Origin of the sequence: Archangium sp., assembly GCF_045802675.1 — a bacterium.
Taxonomy (GTDB): domain Bacteria; phylum Myxococcota; class Myxococcia; order Myxococcales; family Myxococcaceae; genus Archangium.
Genome location: NZ_JBJMQO010000052.1, coordinates 67,708 through 89,075, shown reverse-complemented (window position 1 = coordinate 89,075; position 21,368 = coordinate 67,708). Strand labels below are relative to the sequence as shown.

Below are 21,368 nucleotides of genomic sequence, written 5' to 3'. Positions count from 1 at the left end.
ACCTGCCCGCCCCCCGGCCGGAGGAGCGGTGCGTCCGCGGGGGGGAGCACTCCCGGCGCGGGGACTTTCACGATATGTGAGGCGGATTCAGGACTCCGCCATGATCCCTCGCCGCCCCTGTCGCCCGCTGCCCGCGGATGGCCGTTTCCTCCAGGCCATCGGTCCCACGCCGCTGGTCCCCGTCCGACTGGACGCGGAGGGCCCGACCATCTGGTGCAAGCTCGAGTTCCTCAACCCGAGCGGCTCCACGAAGGACCGCATCGCGCGCTACATGCTGGAGAAGGCGTGGCGGCTGGGCGAGCTGTGCCCGGGTGGCGAGGTGGTGGAGGCCTCGAGCGGCTCGACGAGCATCGCGCTGGCGCTGGCCTCGGCGCAGATGGGGCTGAAGTTCACGGCGGTGATGCCCGAGGGCGTCACGGGCGAGCGCGTGCTCACCATCCGCGCCTACGGTGGCAACGTGGAGCTGGTGCCGCGCGACTCGGGCATCCGGGGCGCCATCGCGCGAGCCGAGGAGCTCGCCCGCGAGCGCAAGGCCTTCGCGCCGCGCCAGTTCGAGAACCCGGACAACGCGGAGGCGCACCGGGTGTGGACGGGGCAGGAGATTCTCTCGCAGGTGCCGGGAGGGCTCGTGCACGCGGTGGTGAGCGGGGTGGGCACGGGCGGCACGGTGGTGGGGCTGTACCAGGCCTTCGCCGAGGCGGGCTGTCCGGTGAGCCCCTTCGTGGCGAGGCCGGTGTCGGGGCTGGGCAGCGACATGGAGTGCTGCAGCTTCAGCTCGCGGGTGCCGGGCGTGGTGGACGGCCTGTCGAAGCTGTACCGGGACGCGGATCTGCCGGGGCTGGTGGAGCTGAACGTGTCGGACGAGGTGGCGATGTGCACCGCGCGAGCGCTCATCCGCCGGGGCTTTCCGGTGGGGCCCTCGTCGGGGCTCAACTACGCGGCGGCGGTGGAGGCGGCGAAGCGGTTGGGCCCGCAGGCGCAGGTAGTGACACTCTTCCCGGACCGGATGGAGCGCTACTTCTCCACCGAGCTGCTCCAGCCCAAGGGCGCCGCCTGAGCGCGGCCCAAAGCCATACAGGGGGATGACGATGACCGTCTCACGGGCCACGGCGGTGGCCACTGAATCCGAGCTCGAGGAGCTCCGCATGCTGCATACGCTCAATCGACAGGTGGACTCGCTGCTCGAGGAGTGCATCCGCGAGCACCTGTCACTGGCCCAGACGTTCCACCGGGTACTGCCCGCGGTGCTGAAGGAGACGGGGGCACAGGGCCTCGCCGTCACCACGCGCAACGAGGAGCTCGTCGAGCAGACCTTCCACGCGGGGGACTTCGGCGGCGTCTTCCCGGGCACGCTGCTCACCGGCCCGCGCGGCACGCGGCGCGAGGGCGAGGACACGCTGGTCTCCCAGGAGCTGGACGTGATGGGCCAGACGGTGGGGCGCATCGGCCTGTACCTGGCGGGAGACCACACCCGGCCCGAGCAGGCCGAGCGGCTCGAGCGCATGCTGGACATCGTGGCCGAGCAGCTCGACACGGTGCTGCTGCTGGTGCACACCGCGTGCGAGAAGCAGGAGCTCATCCTCCAGCTCAACCACCTGCTGTCCAACCCCGTCTTCGAGGCGGGCATGGATCAGGTGGTGTTGACGCTGGCGCAGCGGGTGCGGGTGCCGGGCTTCATGCTGGTGTACCGGGACGCGGTGAGGCACTCGGTGCTGCACTACCGCATGTACCGCCACGGGCACCTGGAGCACGAGTCGGGCGACAAGCCCTCCCCCGCCCTGGACACGCTGCTGCGCGAGCACGGCACGGAGCTACTCACGCCCGGGGACGAGCGCCTCAAGCGGGCGCTGGGCGAGCCGCGGGTGATGGAGGCGGTGCTCATCTCGGGCCACCTGCAGAGCAATCAACTGGGCCGCATCCTGCTGTGGTCGGGCGAGGAGGGTTTCTCCAGCCACACGATGGACCTGGTGCGGGTGCTGGCCTCGACGCTGAGCCAGCGGCTGGTGGACTACAACCGCGAGCGCACGCACCTCTCGCAGTTCTTCTCGGCGGACACCATCGACGAGCTGCTGCGCTCGCCGGACTACGCGACGCGCTACCTGGCGAGCCGGGACGAGGAGGTGGGAATCCTCTTCGCGGACATCAACGGCTTCACGCGGCTGTGCGAGCAGTTGGAGAGCCCGGCGCGCATCGGCCGCTTCGTGGACCGGTGGAGCGCGAGGATGGTGGAGCTGCTGTGGCGGCACGGGGGCGTGTTCGACAAGATGGTGGGCGACTGCATCATCGGCCTGTTCGGCCCGCCCTTCTTCCACAGCACGCGGCGCGAGCGGGCCGAGGCGCTGGTGCGGGCCGCCTGTGACATCCAGCGCATGACGGCGTCGATGAGCGCGGACGCGGAGATCCGGGCCATGTGCGAGCGCGCGGGGATGGCGGGACTCGGGGTGGCGGTGGGAGTGAACCTCGCGCCGACGCTGTGCGGCCTCTTCGGACCCAATCAGGACTACACGGGCTTCTCCACAGGCATGAACCAGACGGCCCGCCTGCAATCCCTGGCGGGCTTCCGGGAAACCCTCGTCATGGAGTCGGTGAAGCAGGCCATGGAAGGCAGCCAGGACCCGTTCATCCAATCCCTGACGTATGGCGAGCTGACGCAGACCCCGGTGAAGAACGTGGCGAAGCCGCTGCGCCACCACCAGCTGCTGCTGCCGGACTGAGCGGGAGCCTCGGAGGCCGCTACCGCTCGCGCCGGGGCTCTCCCGGCTTGGGCTCGCCGTGGGGCGAGACCTCCGCGGGCACCTCGCGCGCGCGCTTCAGGGGCAGGGCGAGCGCGGCCAGCTGCAACAGGAGGAAGCCCAGGGGCACGAGCAGCCTGTGGCCGGACTCGGGCTGCTTGAGCAGGGCGGCGCTCGAGGCCACCACCACGCCCATCACCACCACCGCGAGCCACACCGCCTTGGAGCCGAGCCTCATCGTGCTGACCTCGTGAGAAGGACAGCCCGGGACATTGCGACCCCCGTGCCACGAGCACCGGCCTCGGGAGAATGGGGCCCCGCGGACAACGCCGAGGCGTTCCGCTACAGGGCGGGTGCGGCATTCTGGGAGACTGTGGCGATCCGCCACAGGAAGGAGGAGGACCATGCCGCCCATCTGGGAAGCGGACGTCGGCCTGACCCACGAGGAGGCCACGCGGCTGGTGGAGCACCAGTTCCCGGAGCTCGCGCCGGCCACGCTGGAGCCGCTGGGGACGGGCTGGGACAACGCGGCGTACACGGTGAACGGGCGCTGGGTGTTCCGCTTCCCGCGCCGCCAGATAGCGAGGGGGCTGCTGGAGAACGAGGCCCGCATCCTGCCCCGGCTGGCGCCGCACCTGCCGCTGCGCATCCCCGAGCCGGTGTGGCATGGCCGTGCCGAGGGCGCCTACCCCTACCCATTCGCCGGCTACGCGCTGCTGCCCGGAGACACGGCGTGCGCGGTGACGTGGACGCCGGAGGAACGCCTGCGCAACGCACCGGTGCTCGGAAGCTTCCTCGCGGCGCTGCATGGGCTTCCGGTGGATGGCGAGACGCGCGCACGAGGCCCGGGGGACGAGCTGGGCCGGGCGGACCTGCACAAACGCGCGCCGATGATTCTCGAGCGGCTCGCGAAGCTGGAGGCGGAGGGAGTGGCGGTGGACGGAGCGGCGGTGCGAGCCTGGGTGTCAGGGCTGAAGGACACCCCGCCCTGGAAGGGGAGCACGTGCTGGGTGCACGGGGACCTCTATGCCAGACACCTGCTGGTGGATGCCCGGCACACGGTGACAGGGGTGCTCGACTGGGGAGACGTGCACCTGGGAGACCCAGCGGTGGACCTGTGCATCGCCTTCACCTTCCTGCCGCCGGAGGCGCGAGCCACCTTCCGCGAGGCCTACGGAGACATCGACGAGGCGACGTGGGCTCGGGCGCGCTTCCGGGCGTTCCACTACGGAGTGGCCCTGCTCCTCTACGGGAGGAGCGAGGGAGACGAGAGCATCACGAGGGTCGGCTGGGACGCCCTGCGTTACGGAGCGTCCGTGTAGCCCCCACCCCGTGCCTCAGTTGCTCTTGCGCTGCTGTTTCACCAGGTAGTCCCCGAAGTCCTCGCGCAACTTCGTCTTGAGGAACTTGCCGGTGGACGTACGCGGAATCTGGGGAACGAAGACGTAGTCATCGGGCAGCCACCACTTCGCGAAGCGGGGCTCGAGGTGGGCGGCGAGCTCCTCCTTGGTGGCGGACTGGCCGGGCTTGAGGACCACAGCGGCGAGGGGGCGCTCGTCCCACTTGGAGTCCCTGGCGGCGAAGACGGCGGCCTCGAGCACTGCGGGGTGGGCCATGAGGGCGTTCTCCAGGGCGACGGAGCTGATCCACTCACCGCCGGACTTGATGACGTCCTTGGAGCGGTCGGTGATGCGCACATAGCCCTCGGAGTCCAGGGTGACGACGTCGCCGGTCTTGAACCAACCATCCGAGGTGAAGCGGTCCGCGCCCTCGCCGCCGTAGTACGAGGATGCGACCCAGGGCCCACGGACCTCGAGCTCGCCCATGGTCTCCCCATCCCAGGGGAGCACCTGGCCCGAGTCGCTCACGTGGCGCACCTCGACGAGCGGAATGGCATAGCCCTGCGTGGCGCGGAGGGCGAGCCGCTGCTCCTGGGACACGTGCTCGTGGTGGCGGCGAGGGCGCGCGAGCGTCCCGACGGGGTTGAGCTCGGTCATGCCCCAGGCGTGCGTGACGACGAGGCCATGGCGGTGGAGGAAGCCTTCAATCATGGCGGGAGGCGCCGCCGAGCCGCCGATGGCCATGGTGCGCACGGAGCGCAAGTCCCAGCGCTTCGGCTCCTGGTCGAGCAGGGCGAGGATGCCGAGCCAGATGGTGGGCACCCCGGCGGCGAGGGTGACGCGCTCGGCGGCCATGAGGTCCAGCAGCGAGGGGGGGTCGAGGTGGGGCCCGGGGAAGACGATCTTCGAACCCGTGAAGACCCCCGCATGAGGCAGACCCCAGGCGGCGGCGTGGAACATGGGGACGACGGGGAGGATGGCATCGGACTCGCCAATGCCAAACGTGTCGTTCATGCACAGGGCGAGCGCATGCAGCACGCACGAGCGGTGGCTGTAGAGCACACCCTTGGGGTTGCCGGTGGTGCCGGAGGTGTAGCAGAGCATCGCGGCGGAGCGCTCGTCGAGCTGGGGCCAGGAGAAGGAGTCCGGCTCGGGGGCGAGCAACTGCTCGTAGTCGAGGCGGCCCTGGGGAGCGGGGCCGTCATCGGGGATGACGATGACGTGCTCGACGGAGGGGACGGCGGCGATGAACTTCTCGAGCAGGGGGAGCAGCGAGCGGTCCACGACGATGATGCGGTCCTCGGCGTGGCGGGCGATATAGCCGAGGTCGTTGGGGTGGAGGCGGAGGTTGAGGGTGTGGATGACCGCGCCCATGGAGGGGACGGCGAAGTAGAGCTCGAGGTGGCGGTGGTGGTTCCAGCTGAGCGAGGCCACCCGGTCCCCCGGCTTCACCCCCAGGCGGGCGAGCGCATGGGCGAGCTTGCAGGAGCGCCGGTAGAAGTCGGCATAGGTGTAGCGGTGGAGTGACTTGTCGGGCTGACGGCTGACGATCTCCGAGCGGCCGAAGTAGGTGCGGGCCCGCTCGAGGAAGTGGGTCAGCGTGAGCGGGAAGTCCATCATGCGTCCGGTGAGCATCGGTGCGCCCCCTCCGAGGTGTGTGGGGCGGGGATGCTAGTGCACCGGGCGGCGAAGCTCACGAAGTCCGCGCCGCACGCCCTGCCCTCCCCCCGAGCGGCGCAAAGACAGACACTGCCTGGAGTCTGATCTGCCGGGAGGGCACCTGCTTCCCCGCTTGCTTTTCCGAGTCCTGCGCGAGGTGGTTGATTTCACCTCCAACAATGTCGACCACCCAACACAAGTCCCTCCACCTCCTCCGCGGCGTCGCGGTGGGATTCGCGCTGGTGTTCACCGGATGTCTCGTGGGCCCTGACGGCCTGGAGCTTCCGGAGGAGACGACAGCAGGTGACACCACAGCGGGTGACACGACCGCGGGTGACACCACGCGGGAGGCCGGCAATGCCATCGTCGCGCCCGTCCGTCTGCCCATCGAGGTACTAGGCAGCGAGGGATTGACGAAGAGCGTGACGTTCTCGCTCACCTCGCAGGACGTGCAGCAGCCGCTGCGGCTGTGGATGCAGCTCCACAACCTGAGCTACGCGGACAAGGGCAGCGTCCGGTTCAACTCCGGCAGCTGGGTGAACCTGAACAACACCACGGTGACGGTCGAGGGGCTCGGCAAGAGCTACGGGGGCATTGGCGGGGCCTACGCGACGCTGAAGCTGAACCTGGGCGTGCCCACGGGGGCGCTCGTGGCGGGGACGAACCAGCTCACCTTCCGCTTCAATACCTCGGACGAGCGCTCCATCGGCTACCGGGTGCTGAAGTTCAACCTGCTCCGGGCCGATGGGAGCCGCGTCCTGCCGGACTCCACCTTCGAGCAGGAGAACCCGGCCACCTGGACGGCGCCCCTCACGGACGCCACCTCCATCGCCGACGGACAGAAGCTCTGGCGCACGAAGACGCTGGTGCGCTCGTACAAGACGACCACTACCCTTCGCGCCCATTGCATGGACTGCCATGCCCAGGACGGGAGGGATTTGAAGTATTTCAATTACTCGAACCTGGCCATCATCGAGCGGTCGAAGTTCCACGGCCTGACGGACACGGAGGCCAACAAGGTGGCCTCGTACATCCGCACGCTGCCGGGCGTGCCGACGCCGGGGCGGCCGTGGAATCCCCCGTACCAGCCCGGGCCGGGACTGGACGCGAAGCCCGTCGAGCAGTGGTCGGCGGGGGCCGGAGTGGACGCGGTGCTCGAGCGGGACCGGGACATGCTCCCGGCCATGTTCCCCACGGGGATTACCAAGGCGGCGGTGGCCACCACGGCGAACCTCAGCGCCCGCGAGGTGCCCATCGCCTTCCAGCTGCCCGACTGGAACCACTGGCTGCCGAGCGTCCACCCCAAGGACGCCTGGGGCGATACCTTCGTCAATGACAAGCTCAACAAGGCCTACGCGGGCGAGGGGACCGCGACGGGCGTGAGCGCTCCCCTGCGCGATCTGGCCGCGAAGATTCGCGCCGCGGGCTACGGCAATTACAGGACGGAGCTCTACTTCCCCCACCTGCTGTGGAACCAGTACCTGTACGAGTTCGTCACGCCGAGGGCCCCCAACGCCACCACGAGCCTGGATGTCACCTACTCGCGCAAGCTCTACTCCACCGCGCTCTGGCACATGGTGAAGACGTGGGAGCTGATGCAGGAGTTCGGCCTCGAGTCCCATCAGCAGCAGCTCTACCCCACCTCGCGGGACACGCGCGGTTGGATGAGGAATGCCAGCTTCGACACCTCGCCCAACATGCTCAAGCTGCCGAGGACCAATCCGGGCATCGCCAACAACACCCCGGCGATGTTCACCTATTACTCGATGGCGTGGTACCAGCTCGCCCTCATCCTCTTCAATGGCAACCATTCGGACGGGGCGGACCGCAACGGCCAGCGCCCGCTCGACTGGGGCTATGTGCACGGCTTCATCAAGGAGATGCGCACCGTGAGCAACGCCCCTAACAACGCCCTGCTCACGCTCTGGATGGTGAAGGGGATGCAGACCTCGGACAACACGCTGGGGCCCAACTCGCCGGGCTCGGACGGGTGGCTGCCGAAGTACTCGTCCGACCTGAGCCGCCTGGTGGCGCCCGACTTCATGCCGGGCTGGACGGAGCTCACCCCCCAGGAGCGCGGAGCCATCCTGGAGGCCCTGCTGTCCACCTGGTGGGACAAGACGCGTCAGTACCCCGCGTCCGTCTGGTGGAACGGCGGCGGCGCGAGCACCACCGAGGTCATCAACGGCTTCTACGACAGCACCCTGGGCAACCGGCTCTGGTACCTGCTGCCGCAGTTCAAGTTCATGGGCGTGAACGCCACCCTGGTCAACACCATCGCCGATTGGGCCCAGGGCATCTGGCCCCAGGCCAACTGGTCCACGGTGAAGAACGCCACCTGCACGTCCACCCCTCCGTACGTGCGCTGCTCGTCCTCCCCGTACTGACGGCGGGAGCGTCCGCGCATGGGACATTCCGAGGTCGAGTACACTCCGCCCCACCATGGCGACTCGAGCGAAAGCAGCGAAGAAGCAGGTGAAGGCGGCCCCGGCGAAGAAGACCCCCGCGAAGAAGGCCGCTGCGAAGAAGACCCCGGCGAAGAAGGCCCCGGCGAAGAAGGCCCCGGCGAAGAAGACCACCGCGAAGAAGACCTCGGCGAAGAAGGCCTCGGCGCGGATCCTCCTGCCCAGCGGGTAGTCCAGGGGCCCTTACCAGTCGGACTCGAGGGTCCAGGCGGCGACGGCGGGAGGAGCGTCTGGACCCTTCGACAGCACCAGACGCCACACGAAGCCCTCGGCAGCCTCCATGCTGATGGAATCGCTGTCCTCGAGGGTGGCCGCGAAGCGGAGGACGGCATCCAGGCGCCCGTCGCCATTGAGGTCGCCCGCCCACACCAGCTGCAGGTAGGCGCCATTCGACTTCAAACCGGGGACGTCGACACGCACCTCGTCGGTCCCCGCGTTGCCCGGATGCGCCCGCTCCCACTCCGGTGAGCGGGCCTTCTGCTCCGACACCCTCACCCCCTCGGTGGAGCCGCCGCTGGCTCTGACGTGCAGCACGCGCTCGTCCAGGAGCGCGACCCCGCGGCCAATGCCGCTATCGAGCGCGCCCTGGATCTCGGCGGCTCGCACGGGCGCGGGTGGGAGCCCGACGATGACGGCCTCGGCGTCACACGCCACCGAGACCTCGCGGCCCACTCCGCCGGCTCCCTCCATCCGAAAGCTCCGGACCTCGACGGGCAGGACCCTGGGCGAGTCCCGGCACAGGGCGAGCGCGGACTCGCCGTCCCGGAGCTCCATCCCGGGCAGGAGCTCGCGGGCACTGGTCACCCCGGTGAGCGCCATGCGGATTCCCGTGAGCGCCAGCCGCTGCTGCTCGGCACGCAGCACCGCGTCGATCTCGGGAGCACGCACCCGCTCGCGGTTCTTCCGGACGAGGCTCTCGGCCACCCGCGAGGCTTCCGCGAAGGAGGCCTCGTGTCGCATCGAGTAGGCGCTCTGGAGCGCGCGGAGTGCGTCCTGGGCGAGCGCCTCCGGGGTCCGCGAGGGCGCGCCCGCGTTCTCGTCCCCCTGGGCGAGCACGGGAGCGGCGCGGCACAACAGGAGGGCGGTGGCCATCCCCTTCGCGAAGGACACGAGCCGAGGCGATCTCATCAGTCACACTCCGTGGGCTCTTGGGTCCGGGCGACAATCGCGGGGAAGGGCGCCACCGTCGACTTCGAGGACAGCAGCAACCGCGTCTCGCTGAAGCCACAGTAGTCGCCGGAGAACGACACGATGACATCCAGGAGTCCGTCGCCATCGAGGTCCCCCGCGAAGCTGAACCGCGCGCCCGGAGCAAAACCCAGATGCATTCGCCGCGCGCGCGTGGGCTCGAACAGCCAGACCGCCCCCGTCAGCCCCCGATACCCCGGCGTCCGCAGCTCCTGGCCGTCGAGACGCGCGACAGACTCCGTGATTCCTCCCGGGGATTCCTCGGTGAGGGTGCCGACCCGGACGTTCGCCCTGGGTAGACCCGCGATCACATAGACCGGAAGCGGAGGGGGACCCCCAGCCGGCGCGGGCTTGCACGGCGCCAGGGGCTCGAACGTCTGTACCTCTCCTCCGCGGTTCCGCACCCGCACCGGAAACCACCGGGGGCCCTCGGGACAGAGCGCGAGCACCCGCTCACCGTCCCGGAACAACGGCCGCGAGCTCGCGATACCGTTGAGAGCGAAGCGAATCGGGTGTCGTGCCGCCTCCTCGAGGGCTCGCGTCTTCCTTCGAGCGACCACCGCCGCGGCCTTCCCGCTCTCACCAGCGACCCGGTACGCCGCCTCGAGTGCCATCAGACAGTCCTCGCCCGGCGAAAGCGCGCACGCCTGCTCGAGCGAGCTCACGGCTCGCAGCGCGAGCTGTTTCTGGGTGGGCGGTGTCCGGCCCAGGTTCGCCTCCGGTACCCAGCCCTCCCGGTTGAGCCTGGGCACGGTCACGGCACAGAGGCCGTCGGCGCAGGAAGCCACGGTGACCGCCTCACCCACCGGTAGAGCGTTCACCGGGGAAACGGGAGGGCCCTGGGGCTGGGAGAGCAGCCGCGTTTCGTGGACCCAGACGTACCGGACGTCCGCGGCGGGAGCAGGCACCGCGTCCGCGGCGAGGAGAAGGACCAGGAGGAGCGAGCCTGGGTGCATGAGGGAGCTCGGGGGCCGGGGAAACGGTCTCCTCGTACCACGCCGGCCTACCCCACTCGGGGCGGATCCATCTCAGATTGTCCTTTCCAGGAAATAACGATAATACCAGGAAAACATGCACTGCCAGGGTTGGCCTCGCCTTCGCGAAGGACGAAGCGCCGGGCAGGGCCTGGGCGGAGGGAGGACGCGATGAAGAGGGTGATTCAAGCCTGCGTGGGAGGACTGGCGCTCGTGGCCGTCGGCTGCGGTCCGTCCGAGGAGCTGGAGGCGCGGGGAGCGCCGTCCGGAGAGGTGTCCTCGGGGCTGGTGGGAGGCACGGATGACAAGCTGCTCATCTACAACCTGAACACGAAGCACCTGTCGTCACCGGGCACGTCGAACGACGAGGGCACCGACTACAAGGACTTCGTCTATTACATGAGCCACAGCAGCCGTCCGCGGCTGCCGGACCTCATCGTCCTCCAGGAGGTGAATTCGCCCGGCTATCCGAGCTGCGCCACCTTCGTCAGCTTCCTCGAAAGCGTGACGGGAGCGAACTACGCGTGCCGCTACACCAATGCCCAGGGCGGTGCGGCGGTGGTCTACAGGGTGGCTCGTCTCAGCTATCAGACCGAGACGATGTGGACGCTCTACAAGATGAACCCGGCCACGGGCGTCTGCGCACGCGACACCAGCAGCCCGCTGTGGACGGGGCTCGCGGTCCGCCTCAAGGACGACCTCAACGGCAAGTACGTCAACGTCGCCGCGGTCCATACGCCCACCGATGATGTCGCGGGCTCGACCGAGGGCGTGGGGGATGACTGCGTCTGGACCAACCTCAAGGAGTTCAACGCGAAGCTCAACGGCCTGGGCTCGGCGCACATGAAGGTGCTCGCGGGGGACTTCAATCACCGCGACGCGTACGTCACCAGCGCGGGCCATCAATACTTCGAGTGCATGTACAAGGGGACCAACGCCGACCTGGGCGGCTGCGGCGGAACGAACCTCCAGTTCAAGGACCCGATGTACCGCGCCTGCGCGGCGACGAACTCCACCGAGAGCGCCATCTCCAGCTGCCTGACGGCGAATCACTGGACCACAGCACACGGTGCCATCGATTGGCGGATCGACTTCCTCTTCGTGAAGGCCTACAGCCTCACCAATCAATACACCGTGAAGAACGATGACGCGGACGTGGCCCGGGGACAGCTCGCCTCGGATGCGGTGAATTACTCGGACCACCGGGGACAGCTGGTGCTGGCCAGCTACTACGACACCGCCATCTCCTGGTAACCCCCCCCCTTGAGCCCATCCTCGTCTCCGCGGCCTGAAGGCCCCCTGCGCTCGGTCCTGTGGAGCCTGGTGGCCGCGGGCGTGATGGCGGCCGCGGGCGTGGCTGTGGTCGGCCTGTCGTGCCTGCTGGGTTACCTCAGCGGCCTGGCGCTCCTGCCGGGGTTCCTGGCGATCGTCCTGGGGACCGGGCTGCTCATCGCGGGTCTGCACGAGGGAGGGCGCAGGGGGGTTCCGGGCCTGGAGGAGGATGGAGTCGTCTACGGGTTCATCACCGCGATGATCGCCAGCATGCTGGGCTTCATCCTGGGGATGCCCCTCGTGGAGTACCGCCGGGTGAGCTGGGGCGAGCAGCGTGAAGTCACGGTCGCCGACGCGGCGAGCCACTCCGAGGCGACGCTCCTGCGGCTGCGCGACGGCCGGTTGGACGCGCGCAACGTCTTCACCCGCACCCATATCCATTCGGGCAAGAACACCGCTTGGTACGAGCACGCCGTGGTGCCGGTGTTCCCGGCCGTGTGGCGCCCGGGCGAGCCCGTGCGCGTCTGGGCGGTCTGCGAGGACTTCGACGAGGCCGGGAAGCAGGAGTGCCTCGACGCCTGGCGCACCTCCTCGAGCTGGGGCGTGGTCATCGCGCCGAGGGAGCTGCCCTGCTACGAGCGCACCGTGCCCACGCAGTACGCGCCACCGGATGGACGCGTCGTGTTCGTGCGCTGGACCGAGAGCCCGGAGGCCTACAAGCGCGCGCTCGAAGCCAAGGCCTTCAGCATGCTGCGAGGCCTCGGCGTCGCGTGGTGCGTGCTCAGCGGGCTGTATCTGGTGTTCACCTCGAGGGCCCGCTGGCGCCGCGAGAAGGCGTAGGCGGCGGCCAGCGCGCGCCTCAGCCCTCGCGCACGCGCAGCACCACCTTGCCGGTGGCCTTGCGCGAGTCCAGCTCGCGCAGCGCCTGGGCCGCCTGCTCCAGCGGAAACACCTGCCCCACCACCGGCTCGACGAAGCCCTTGTCCGCGAGCGCCGCCAGCCCCTTGGCGATCTCCGCCGTGAGCGCGGGCTCCTGCATGATGAACGCGCCCCAGGCCACGCCCACCACGTCCACGTTCTTGAGCAGCAGCCGGTTCACCTTCACCTCGGAAATGCGCCCGCCCGCGAAGCCCACCACGAGCAGCCGTCCCTCGGGCGCCAGGCACTTGAGGCTCAGGTCGAACACGTCCCCGCCCACCGGGTCCATCACCACGTCCACGCCCTTGCCCCGCGTCGCGTCCTTCACCTGCGACACCCAGTCCCCCGACAGCAGGAAGGCCTTGTCCGCGCCCGCGGTCCGGGCCACCTCGGCCTTCTCCTCGCTGCTCACCACCGCGAACACCCGAGTCCCCGCGCCGCGCGCCACCTGGATGGTCGCCGTCCCCACCCCGCCCGCCGCGCCGTGCACCAGCACCGTCTCGCCCGCCTTCAGCCGGCCCCGCCGGTGCAGCGCGAAGTGCGCCGTGTGGTAGTTCATCACCGTGCCCGCGGCCGCCTCGAAGCTCCAGCCCTCGGGGATGCGGAACGTCAACTCGGGGGCCGCCGCCACCACGTCCGCCCAGCCGCCGAACATCGTGAAGGCCATCACCCGCTCCCCCGCCTTCACCCCCGCGCCCGCCGGAGCGCTGCGCACCACACCCGCCACCTCCACGCCCGGGATGAAGGGCACCGGCGGCTTCACCTGGTACTGGCCCTTCGTCAGCAGCAGGTCCGGAAAGCTCACCCCCGCGGCCCTCACGTCGATGAGCACCTGGTCGCCCGCCTCGGGCTCCGGCATGTCCACCAGCTTGAGACCCTCGGGACCCTCCAACCGCTCGAGCTGCACCGCGCGCATGGTGTTCCTCCTCGCCGGCCCGCCTCCACGCGGACCGGGTGTGGACCGCAAACGCTACACGGCGCCGCATTCGCGCAGAAACACGCACTGCGCCGTTCCCGTGTCCTCCACCCAACGCCCTGGCCGTCACCCGGGCCTTCGCGTGCATACAACAGCCCCTCACCCCCGCCCCCTCCCAGGGGCGAGCGGGTATACGGGAAACCACGGATGGCCCAGCGCACCCACGCCCACGAGCTCACCCGAGCCCAGAAGGCCGTCACGATGACGGGCGTGCTGCTCGCCCTGCTGCTGGCGGCGCTCGACCAGACCATCGTGGCCACGGCGGGCCCGGCGATGCAGGTGGACCTGCACATCGACGCGGCCCACTACCCGTGGCTCACCACCTCGTACCTGGTGGCCTCCACGGTGATGCTGCCCATCTACGGGAAGCTGTCGGATATTTTTGGCCGCAAGCCCATCCTCATCGTGGGCATCGTGCTGTTCGTCACCGGCAGCGTGCTGTGCGGGCTGTCGCGCACCAGCCTCCACGTCATCCTCGCGCGGGTGGTGCAGGGGCTGGGCAGCGCCTCGCTCTTCACCTCGGCCTTCACGGTGGTGGCGGACCTCTTCCCTCCCGCCGTGCGAGGCAAGTACCAGGGCCTCACCGGCGCCGTCTTCGCGCTCTCCAGCGTGGTGGGGCCGCTGCTCGGCGGCTTCCTCACCGACGCGTTCAGCTGGCACTGGGTGTTCTTCATCAACCTGCCCGTGGGCGTGGTGGCGCTCGTCTTCATCCTGCTGAAGATGCCCGCGCTGCACCCCACGGCGGGAGAGACGCGCCCGAGGCTCGACCTGGCTGGAGCGCTCGCGCTGATGCTCGCGGTGGTGCCGCTGCTGCTCGCGCTCAGCCTGGGCCGGGGCGGCTCGGCGCCCGCGAGCGGGACGGGCGGCTACCCGTGGGGCTCCGGGCGCATCCTCGGGCTCTTCGCGCTGTCGGCGGTGGGCTTCGCGCTCTTCGTGCTCGCCGAGCGCCGGGCGGGAGACCCGCTCATCGACCTGGACCTGTTCCGCAACCGCATCTTCGCGGTGGGCAACGCGACGGTGTTCATCCTCGGGGCGGGGTTCCTGTCGGCGGTGGTGTTCCTGCCGCTCTTCATGGTGAACGTGGTGGGGCTGTCGGCGACGCGCTCGGGGCTGACGCTCACGCCGCTCACGCTGGGAGTGGTGGCGGGCAACGTGCTGGCGGGGCAGCTCGTCTCGCGCATCGGCCGCTACCGGCTGTTGATGCTCGGCTCGCTGGTGGTGCTCACGGTGGGCTACGCCCTCATGGGCTTCACGCTCACGCCCGGATCCACGCAGGCCGAGGTGACGGCGAAGATGGTGCTGGTGGGCGTGGGGATGGGGCCGTCGCTGCCGCTCTACACGCTGGCCATCCAGAACGCGGTGCCGCCGGGACAGGTGGGCGTGGCGACCTCGGCCGTCACCTTCTTCCGGCAGATTGGCTCCACGATTGGCGTGGCGCTGCTGGGCACGGTGTTCGCGGCCACGCTGGCCACCTCGATGAACGAGGGCACGGCGAAGGCGCTGGCTCGGCTGCCTCCAGAGGTGCGCGAGCAATTCCAGGCCTCGGGCACGGGAGGGAGCGGCGGAGAGGGCCTGGAGAGCGGCCAGGGCTTCCCGGCGAAGCAACTGGAGGCGGACCTGCGAGAAGGCTTCGCGGCGCGGGAGCGGGAGGTGGAGGCGAAGCTCGCGGGCCCCGCGAAGGCCGAGGCGATGTCGCGGCTGCGAGCCGAGGAGGCGCGGACGCTGGCGGCGGTGGACGAGGTGGGGCAGGCGCTGAAGGACGGCTTCACCGAGGCGATTTCAGCCATCTACCGCATCGCCATCTTCATCTCGGTGCTGGGCTTCCTGCTGACGCTGTTCCTGCCCGAGCGGCCCCTGCGCCGCACCAACGCGCCCCTGCCGCCGGAGTAGGACGAGGCTGCCGGGCACATTTTTTCCCAACTGGTCCGATGGTCGTACCAGTTCGGGCAAAGTGAAACCGGAGGGGGCTGCGTTGGCATCACGCACCAGCCCACGCCACCGGGGTGAACATGAAGCCACGCCACGAAACAGAGGAGGTTCTACCGCTCGCTGACTTCGCTGCGCGAGCATCGGAGGTGATACGTGGCCTGCGGGAGCACCGGCGCCCGGTGCTCATCACCCAGAGTGGCGAGCCAGCCGCCGTGCTCCTCTCTCCGGAAGAGTTCGACCGGCTCACCCAAAGAGCGCGCTTCCTCGAAGCCGTCGACGAGGGCCTCGCCGACGCACATGCGGGTCGCATGACCTCCGATGCGGCTCTCGGCAAGTTGCTGGATGACGAGCTCGGAAAGCTCGAATCCTGAGCCGTCGGCTCACAGCGCCACGCGCTTCTTGCCGCGCACGAGCACGTCCCACCACTTGAAAGTCATCGCCAGGAGGCAGTCCAGCTCGCGCGTGTCGTTGGAGGGCGCGAGCGACTTCGCCCCGGGCAGGCAATACGCGGCGATGGGCGAGGCGGAGAGGATGTGCAGAATCCCCTGCGAGAAGCCGTCGCCCGCGTAGGAGACGCAGACGGGGATGCGCATGCTCTCCAGGTCCTGGAGGGCGAAGGGAATCTTCTCGTCCACGGTGCCGACGCTGCCCTGGAACTTGCACTCGATGGCGAGCGCGGTGCCGGTGCCGGGCTCGAGCACGAAGATGTCGACGCGCCGCCCCCTGCCCGTGAGCGTCTTGCCCACGTTCACCTCGCGGTACACCTTCACCCCACGCGAGGCGAAGTTCTTCACGATGTATCTGGCCACCAGGTCCGCGTATTCGTGTCCAGTCATCCGAGCCTCCCGCCTCTCTGGCCGCTCACCCGCTGCGGGCCAGGCGCATCGCTCGCGTCTCCACGGGCTCCACTGTCTCCACGGGCTTCAATGTCTTCAGCGTCTCCACCGGCTCCTCGGGCAGGGCGCCCTCGGCGCGCAGGCGGGCCTCGGTGACGGCGAGCGCCTCGTCACAGATGTCGGTGCCCAGGAAGTCCCGCCCGAGCCGTGCCGCCGCCACGCCCACCGAGCCCGAGCCCATGAAGGGATCCACCACCACGCCGCCGGGCTCGCTGCTCTGGCGGATGAGCACCTCGCTCAAGCTGGTGGGCTTCTCGGCGGGGTAGCCCCGGTACACGCGCGGCACCGGGAGCACGTCCGCCACGCCCAGGTCGCTCAACCGGCGCCGGCCCTTCTCGAAGAAGAGGATGAGCTCGTAGCGGGAGCGGTAGTGGTACCCCATGCCGATGTGCAGCTTGTCCCAGACGATGGGCTTCCAGAACCGGAAGCCGGCGGCCTCGGCGAGCGGCTTGGCGACGAACATCGTCTCGGGATCGCAGAACAGGTAGAAGTGCGAGTCGCGCTTGAGGACGCGCCAGCACTCGGAGAAGAGCTCGGGGAAGCGCGAGTTGGGGAAGATGCGGAACCAGTGGTTGCTGGAGCCCTTGCTGCGCTTGAGGCGGGTGGTGGTGCCGATGGCGCGGTGCTTCTCGAGCGACTCGTAGGCGGGGTCGGTGATGACGAGGTCCACCGAGGCGTCCGGCAGGGAGCGGAGCCACTCGACGGCATCGGTATGCGACAGGCGGTAGCGGGGCATGGAGGTGCGCACCGGGGAGTCGCCGGCGCGGTGGCCAGCGTACTCCGGCAGTATGACGTGCCTCGCGCCCACCCACCCCAGGAGGTCGGGAGAGATATTCAGGAGCGAGCAGATGGGCGGCACGGCGGACGCGATGCCGCCTCGCCTCACACCGGCGCGGGAACCTGCCCGGCCACGTACTGGCGCTGGCGCTCCTCGGCCTGGGTAATGGCCCACGCCGCGTTCACCAGCCCGATGTGGCTGAAGGCCTGCGGGAAGTTGCCGAGCAGCTCGCCGCTCTCGGGCTCGACCTCCTCTGCCAGCAGCCCCACGTCGTTGATGTGCTCCACCGCCTGCGCGAACGTCTCGCGCGCCCGGCCCACCTCGTCCGCGAGCGCGTACGCGTGTGCCAGCCAGAAGGTGCACAGCAGGAAGGTGCCCTCTTCTCCGCTCAGCCCATCCGCCCCGAGGTAGCGGTACACGAGCCCCCGTTCATCCGTGAGCTGCGTGGCGATGGCCTCCAGGGTGGCGCGCATGCGCGGGTCGCTCGCGGGCAGGAAGCCGACGATGGGCATCATCAGCACCGACGCATCCAGCACGTCCGAGTCGAAGGACTGGGTGAAGGCGCCCACCCGCGTGTTCCACCCGTGCTCCAGGATGGCCGAGCGGAGCTCCTCGCGCACGCGCCGCCAGCGGTCCACGCGCTCCGGGTCCGCGCCCAGCAGCTCGCGCATGTCCAGCGCTCTATCCAACGCCACCCAGCACATCAGCTTCGAGTAGAGGTGGTGCCGGGGCGCGTCGCGCATCTCCCAGATGCCCTGGTCCGGCTCGGCCCAGCGGTCCGCCGCCGTGTCCGCCACCGCCACGAGGAAGCGCATCCCGTCCGGGTGCAACTTCCCGAGGTACTCCTGGAGCCGGTGCGCCGCCCCGAGCAATTCGCCATACACATCCAACTGCCGCTGCGTCCACGCGCCGTTGCCCACGCGCACCGGGAAGCTGCCCCGCCACCCCGGCAGATGCGGCAGCACGCGCTCGCTCAAGTCGTGCTCGCCGCCAATGCCAAACATGATCTGCAAATCCTGCCCCCGTTGCATCTGGGTAATCGCCGAGGTGAGGAAGTCGAAGAAGCGCCAGGCCTCGTCCGGGCAGGCCGCCACCCAGAGCGCCTCCAGGGTGAGGCTCGCGTCGCGCAGCCAGGTGTAGCGGTAGTCCCAGTTGCGCTCGCCGCCCACGGACTCGGGCAGCGACGTGGTGGGCGCGGCGACGATGGCTCCCGTCGGGTAGAAGGTGAGCGCCTGCAGCACGCGGCCGCTGTGGTGCACCAGCTCGCGCCAGGGGCCCTCGTAGTGCTGGTGCAGGTCCGACCAGCTCCGCCAGCTCTGTACGGTGTCCTCGAGCCACGCGGCAATCTCCTCCTGGCTCCAGGCGCGCGGAAGCGGCTCCCACCGCGAGCGGTGCTGCAGGGCGAAGCCCACCGACTCGCCCGAGCGCAGGGTGAAGCGCCCCTGGGCCCCGCAGTCCCCGAAGGCCAGGGGCACCGGCGAGGACAGCCGCAGCGTGTCCGCGCCGCCCTGGGCGAGCACCCCGCCCTCCACCGCGCGCAGCAGCGGGCGCACGAGGCCGTACTCGGGCCGGGGCCGGAAGTCCGTCTCGAATTCCACCTGGCCCTGCACGCACGCCACCCGGCGCAGCACCACGCCGGGCGCGTCGGCCCCCAGCTCGTGCTCGCGCGTGCCCCGGCCGAGCGCCATGGCCTCCACCTGCACCGCGATGCCCGTGGGCGTGTAGTGCAGCGTCTCCAGCACGAGCGTGCGTTCGAGGTAGCGCCGGTGTGAGCGGCCCTTCACCGGCCGCAGCACCCAGTGCCCGGCCTCCGCGCCCAGCATCCGGCCGAACACGGAGGGCGAGTCGAAGCGGGGGGAGCACAACCAATCCACCGAGCCCCGCCGGCTCACGAGCAGGGCCGAGTGGCAGTCGGACAGCAGGGCGTAGTCGGAGATGGGCGGCGCGCGCATGGAGTGTCCCCCGTGTGCCCTGAATGTAGGGATGCGCGCGGCGCTGGCCCCTCCTGACTCCGGCGGGAAGGGAGGAAGCGGGCGGGCGGTGCCTCAGGCGGGGAAGCGCAGGACGTAGGCCTCGAGGGACACGCTGGGCAGCTCCAGGTCGCCCGCCGGCTCGCGCACGAAGCCGCGGCGCTGGTACAGGCGCCCCACGCCCTCGGCGCCCTTGCGCACGTGCAGGCAGATGGCGGGCACGTGCCACTCGCGCGCGAGCCGCTCGGCCGCGTCCAGCAGGGGCGTGGACAGCCCCTTGCCATGGAAGTCCACCGAGGTGGCCAGGTGCCGCAGGTCCGCCGCTCCCGGCACCCACGCCTCCGAGCCGGGCGCCCCCGGCGGCCACAGCGCCACCGTGCCCACCACGCGCCCCTCCAGCTCGGCCACCCACACCTTCGCCACCGCGCGCTTGGCCTCCACGTCGCGCAGCTCGCGCTTGCGCTCCTCCGTGTAGCGCACCTCCGGCAGCTTCTTCGCGTACTGGGTGATGAACGCCTCCACCAGCAGCTCGCCAATGGCCGCGTCGTCCTCGGGCCTCGCCTCGCGGATGACCACCCGCTCCAATCCGTGCGTGCTCATGTGCCCGCCCCTCTACCACGGCCCTCACGGGTAGCGCATGACCCGGGAGTGTCCGCCTCCACCCCACCCGCGCGAGGCGGAACGGGCGGTTTGGCTCCACGGCCCGCACCCGGGCCTACCCACGAATTCAGCCTGGGCCCGGAGCTTTCCAGCGCCGCTGTGTCGGCCAATCCCTTGCATGACCCTGGCTTGGCAACTGCATATCAATTCGCGGAAGAGTCGTCATCCAAGTCATTCCCGCAAGCGAAGAAATTCGCAGCGGCCGAGAAGAGAGCGAACCATGGCGAGCGCGGCCCGGAAGCTTCAACTCAACCCCGTGGATCCGGAGAACCTGCTCGAGCCGGTTCCGTTCTACAAGGAGCTGCGGGAGAACGAGCCGGTGCACTGGTCGGACGCGGTGCACGCGTGGCTGCTCACCCGGCACGACGACGTGATGAACGGGCTGAGAGACCCGCGCCTGAGCGCCGATCGCGTGCAGGTGATGGAGCACCAGTTCCGCTTCATGGGCCTGAGCCCCGAGTCGGTGAGCGCGCTGCTGGACACCCTCCGGCGGGAGATGGCGGTGAAGGATGGAGGGGCGCATCTGCGCCTGCGCCGGCAGGTGGGCCCGGGCTTCACCCCGCATCTGATGGACACGTGGAAGCCGGCCATCCGCCGCAGCTTCGTCTCGCTGCTCGAGGAGGTGCGGGCCCAGGGGAGTACGGACCTGGCGGCGGGAGCCTTCTACCTGATGCCGCCGCGGGTCATCATGGAACTCCTCGGCATTCCCCCGGAGGACCGCGAGCGCTTCATGACGTGGGCCGAGCCCTGCGCGCAGCTCGTCAGCCCGGGGCCGGCGATGAACTTCGTGGACCTGGCGCGCCGGGCCAACGAGGGCCAGCGGGAAATCACCCGCTACCTGACGGCCATCGTCGAGGAGCGCCGCCGGGAGCCGGGACAGGACATCCTCAGCCTGATGCTGAGCGTGCCGCCGGAGAAGGGCGGGATGAGCACGGAGGAGGTGGTGGCCAACGCGAGCCTCATCCTCTCGGCGGGGTACCTCACCACGACGGATCAGCTCGGCAACGGGCTGTACGAGCTGCTCACGCGCCGCGATCAGCTCGAGCTGCTGCGCAAATACCCGGAGCTGCTGCCCTCGGCGGTGGAGGAGATGATTCGCTACTGCCCGGCGGTGCCCTTCACGAGCCGCATCGCCACGGAGACCTTCGAGCTGCGCGGGAGGACCCTCCGCAAGGGGGACGTGGTGTTCCTCGGGCTGGCGGCGGCCAACCATGACCCGGCGGCGTACCCGGACCCGGACAGCTTCGACATCACCCGCGACCCCCACCAGCAGAAGCACATGAGCTTCGGCTTCGGGCCGCACCACTGCATGGGAGCGGGGCTGGCCCGGCGTGAGCTGGAGATCGCCTTCGAGGAGCTGCTCCAGCGCCTGCCGGCGCTGCGCCTGGACGAGACGCGGATGCCGCGCATCAAGTGTAACGGGATGCTCTTCCGGGGCTTCGAGTCGCTCCCCGTGCGGTGGTGACGCGGCGGGGAGAACGGGCGTAGGCGGGGGCCCGCTTGCGCGCGACGAGCACCACGCCGGCCAGTCCGAGTGCCACGGCCAGGGCGCTGGTGCCTCCGCCCGCGCCGTGGCCGCTGTGGGACTCCGACGCACCGGAGGGGAAGGAC

The 21,368-nt window shown here is 69.9% G+C and carries 19 protein-coding genes; 10 read left to right on the top strand and 9 right to left on the bottom strand.

The features are described from left to right. The first annotated feature begins 100 nt into the window (after positions 1-100). Together ACJ8AN_RS15830 and ACJ8AN_RS15825 are read left to right on the top strand one after the other, a co-directional pair. Positions 101-1,057 carry a PLP-dependent cysteine synthase family protein gene (locus ACJ8AN_RS15830; protein WP_407756189.1) on the top strand — a complete coding sequence of 319 codons (957 nt, stop codon included), beginning with the start codon at positions 101-103 and terminating at the stop codon, positions 1,055-1,057. Between the two features lie 31 nt (positions 1,058-1,088). Continuing rightward, positions 1,089-2,714, top strand: coding sequence for an adenylate/guanylate cyclase domain-containing protein (locus ACJ8AN_RS15825; protein WP_407756188.1), 1,626 nt, complete (start codon positions 1,089-1,091; stop codon positions 2,712-2,714). A 19-nt stretch (positions 2,715-2,733) separates the two neighbouring features. Here the strand turns inward: ACJ8AN_RS15825 and ACJ8AN_RS15820 are convergent, their stop codons facing one another. Next, positions 2,734-2,970: a hypothetical protein gene (locus ACJ8AN_RS15820; protein ID WP_407756187.1), complete on the bottom strand. Its 237-nt coding sequence runs from the start codon at positions 2,968-2,970 to the stop codon at positions 2,734-2,736. A gap of 166 nt (positions 2,971-3,136) precedes the next feature. Between ACJ8AN_RS15820 and ACJ8AN_RS15815 the strand changes: the two genes are divergently transcribed. Further along, a complete protein-coding gene (locus ACJ8AN_RS15815; protein ID WP_407756186.1) occupies positions 3,137-4,054 on the top strand; it encodes a phosphotransferase in 918 nt (305 codons plus the stop codon). 15 nt (positions 4,055-4,069) lie between these two features. On the opposite strand, the gene ACJ8AN_RS15810 is transcribed toward ACJ8AN_RS15815, so the two are convergent. Further along, complete coding sequence (locus ACJ8AN_RS15810) at positions 4,070-5,707, bottom strand: long-chain fatty acid--CoA ligase (RefSeq protein WP_407756185.1); 1,638 nt, start codon at positions 5,705-5,707, stop codon at positions 4,070-4,072. Positions 5,708-5,910: 203 nt separating this feature from the next. Here ACJ8AN_RS15810 and ACJ8AN_RS15805 point away from each other — a divergent pair, with 203 nt between their 5' ends. Both ACJ8AN_RS15805 and ACJ8AN_RS15800 read left to right on the top strand, forming a co-directional pair. Next, positions 5,911-8,118 carry a hypothetical protein gene (locus ACJ8AN_RS15805; RefSeq protein WP_407756184.1) on the top strand — a complete coding sequence of 736 codons (2,208 nt, stop codon included), beginning with the start codon at positions 5,911-5,913 and terminating at the stop codon, positions 8,116-8,118. Positions 8,119-8,173: 55 nt separating this feature from the next. Further along, positions 8,174-8,368 carry a hypothetical protein gene (locus ACJ8AN_RS15800; protein WP_407756183.1) on the top strand — a complete coding sequence of 65 codons (195 nt, stop codon included), beginning with the start codon at positions 8,174-8,176 and terminating at the stop codon, positions 8,366-8,368. A gap of 11 nt (positions 8,369-8,379) precedes the next feature. On the opposite strand, the gene ACJ8AN_RS15795 is transcribed toward ACJ8AN_RS15800, so the two are convergent. After that, entirely contained in the window at positions 8,380-9,324 is a 945-nt protein-coding gene (locus tag ACJ8AN_RS15795; RefSeq protein WP_407756182.1) for a hypothetical protein, read from the bottom strand. Further along, positions 9,324-10,190: a hypothetical protein gene (locus tag ACJ8AN_RS15790; protein ID WP_407756181.1), complete on the bottom strand. Its 867-nt coding sequence runs from the start codon at positions 10,188-10,190 to the stop codon at positions 9,324-9,326. The genes ACJ8AN_RS15795 and ACJ8AN_RS15790 overlap by 1 nt, the downstream gene beginning before the upstream one ends. A 339-nt stretch (positions 10,191-10,529) precedes the next feature. Here ACJ8AN_RS15790 and ACJ8AN_RS15785 point away from each other — a divergent pair, with 339 nt between their 5' ends. Then, positions 10,530-11,612, top strand: a complete 1,083-nt coding sequence (locus tag ACJ8AN_RS15785) for an endonuclease/exonuclease/phosphatase family protein (RefSeq protein ID WP_407756180.1) — start codon at positions 10,530-10,532, stop codon at positions 11,610-11,612. 9 nt (positions 11,613-11,621) lie between these two features. Beyond that, positions 11,622-12,470, top strand: coding sequence for a hypothetical protein (locus tag ACJ8AN_RS15780; protein WP_407756179.1), 849 nt, complete (start codon positions 11,622-11,624; stop codon positions 12,468-12,470). A 19-nt stretch (positions 12,471-12,489) separates the two neighbouring features. On the opposite strand, the gene ACJ8AN_RS15775 is transcribed toward ACJ8AN_RS15780, so the two are convergent. Further along, positions 12,490-13,464: an NADPH:quinone oxidoreductase family protein gene (locus tag ACJ8AN_RS15775; protein WP_407756178.1), complete on the bottom strand. Its 975-nt coding sequence runs from the start codon at positions 13,462-13,464 to the stop codon at positions 12,490-12,492. 207 nt (positions 13,465-13,671) lie between these two features. Here ACJ8AN_RS15775 and ACJ8AN_RS15770 point away from each other — a divergent pair, with 207 nt between their 5' ends. Together ACJ8AN_RS15770 and ACJ8AN_RS15765 are read left to right on the top strand one after the other, a co-directional pair. Beyond that, the gene (locus ACJ8AN_RS15770) at positions 13,672-15,414 is read left to right on the top strand and encodes an MDR family MFS transporter (protein WP_407756177.1); all 1,743 of its coding nucleotides are present in this window, start codon (positions 13,672-13,674) and stop codon (positions 15,412-15,414) included. 119 nt (positions 15,415-15,533) lie between these two features. Further along, positions 15,534-15,824, top strand: a complete 291-nt coding sequence (locus tag ACJ8AN_RS15765) for a type II toxin-antitoxin system prevent-host-death family antitoxin (RefSeq protein WP_407756176.1) — start codon at positions 15,534-15,536, stop codon at positions 15,822-15,824. 9 nt (positions 15,825-15,833) lie between these two features. Here ACJ8AN_RS15765 and ACJ8AN_RS15760 read toward each other — a convergent pair whose 3' ends face one another. From ACJ8AN_RS15760 to ACJ8AN_RS15745, 4 genes are all read right to left on the bottom strand, one after another. Beyond that, positions 15,834-16,289 (bottom strand): PD-(D/E)XK nuclease superfamily protein, encoded by a 456-nt coding sequence (locus ACJ8AN_RS15760; RefSeq protein WP_407756175.1) that lies wholly within the window; start codon positions 16,287-16,289, stop codon positions 15,834-15,836. Positions 16,290-16,314: 25 nt separating this feature from the next. Beyond that, positions 16,315-17,085: a DNA-methyltransferase gene (locus tag ACJ8AN_RS15755; protein WP_407756174.1), complete on the bottom strand. Its 771-nt coding sequence runs from the start codon at positions 17,083-17,085 to the stop codon at positions 16,315-16,317. Between the two features lie 146 nt (positions 17,086-17,231). Beyond that, complete coding sequence (locus tag ACJ8AN_RS15750; RefSeq protein ID WP_407756173.1) at positions 17,232-19,079, bottom strand: glycoside hydrolase family 15 protein; 1,848 nt, start codon at positions 19,077-19,079, stop codon at positions 17,232-17,234. 93 nt (positions 19,080-19,172) lie between these two features. Continuing rightward, on the bottom strand, positions 19,173-19,697 hold the full coding sequence (locus ACJ8AN_RS15745) for a GNAT family N-acetyltransferase (protein ID WP_407756172.1): 525 nt from the start codon (positions 19,695-19,697) through the stop codon (positions 19,173-19,175). 280 nt (positions 19,698-19,977) lie between these two features. Between ACJ8AN_RS15745 and ACJ8AN_RS15740 the strand changes: the two genes are divergently transcribed. Further along, positions 19,978-21,222 carry a cytochrome P450 gene (locus ACJ8AN_RS15740; protein ID WP_407756171.1) on the top strand — a complete coding sequence of 415 codons (1,245 nt, stop codon included), beginning with the start codon at positions 19,978-19,980 and terminating at the stop codon, positions 21,220-21,222. The last annotated feature ends 146 nt before the right edge of the window (positions 21,223-21,368 follow it).

Excerpts from the sequence above, each read along its gene's own strand:
- ACJ8AN_RS15785 (WP_407756180.1), top strand. The coding sequence starts at position 10,530 with ATGAAGAGGGTGATTCAAGCCTGCGTGGGAGGACTGGCGCTCGTGGCC.
- ACJ8AN_RS15800 (WP_407756183.1), top strand. The coding sequence starts at position 8,174 with ATGGCGACTCGAGCGAAAGCAGCGAAGAAGCAGGTGAAGGCGGCCCCG.
- ACJ8AN_RS15755 (WP_407756174.1), bottom strand. The coding sequence starts at position 17,085 with ATGCCCCGCTACCGCCTGTCGCATACCGATGCCGTCGAGTGGCTCCGC.
- ACJ8AN_RS15765 (WP_407756176.1), top strand. The coding sequence starts at position 15,534 with ATGAAGCCACGCCACGAAACAGAGGAGGTTCTACCGCTCGCTGACTTC.
- ACJ8AN_RS15810 (WP_407756185.1), bottom strand. The coding sequence starts at position 5,707 with ATGCTCACCGGACGCATGATGGACTTCCCGCTCACGCTGACCCACTTC.
- ACJ8AN_RS15745 (WP_407756172.1), bottom strand. The coding sequence starts at position 19,697 with ATGAGCACGCACGGATTGGAGCGGGTGGTCATCCGCGAGGCGAGGCCC.
- ACJ8AN_RS15805 (WP_407756184.1), top strand. The coding sequence starts at position 5,911 with ATGTCGACCACCCAACACAAGTCCCTCCACCTCCTCCGCGGCGTCGCG.
- ACJ8AN_RS15820 (WP_407756187.1), bottom strand. The coding sequence starts at position 2,970 with ATGAGGCTCGGCTCCAAGGCGGTGTGGCTCGCGGTGGTGGTGATGGGC.
- ACJ8AN_RS15770 (WP_407756177.1), top strand. The coding sequence starts at position 13,672 with ATGGCCCAGCGCACCCACGCCCACGAGCTCACCCGAGCCCAGAAGGCC.
- ACJ8AN_RS15760 (WP_407756175.1), bottom strand. The coding sequence starts at position 16,289 with ATGACTGGACACGAATACGCGGACCTGGTGGCCAGATACATCGTGAAG.
- ACJ8AN_RS15750 (WP_407756173.1), bottom strand. The coding sequence starts at position 19,079 with ATGCGCGCGCCGCCCATCTCCGACTACGCCCTGCTGTCCGACTGCCAC.
- ACJ8AN_RS15825 (WP_407756188.1), top strand. The coding sequence starts at position 1,089 with ATGACCGTCTCACGGGCCACGGCGGTGGCCACTGAATCCGAGCTCGAG.
- ACJ8AN_RS15830 (WP_407756189.1), top strand. The coding sequence starts at position 101 with ATGATCCCTCGCCGCCCCTGTCGCCCGCTGCCCGCGGATGGCCGTTTC.
- ACJ8AN_RS15795 (WP_407756182.1), bottom strand. The coding sequence starts at position 9,324 with ATGAGATCGCCTCGGCTCGTGTCCTTCGCGAAGGGGATGGCCACCGCC.
- ACJ8AN_RS15740 (WP_407756171.1), top strand. The coding sequence starts at position 19,978 with ATGGCGAGCGCGGCCCGGAAGCTTCAACTCAACCCCGTGGATCCGGAG.
- ACJ8AN_RS15775 (WP_407756178.1), bottom strand. The coding sequence starts at position 13,464 with ATGCGCGCGGTGCAGCTCGAGCGGTTGGAGGGTCCCGAGGGTCTCAAG.
- ACJ8AN_RS15815 (WP_407756186.1), top strand. The coding sequence starts at position 3,137 with ATGCCGCCCATCTGGGAAGCGGACGTCGGCCTGACCCACGAGGAGGCC.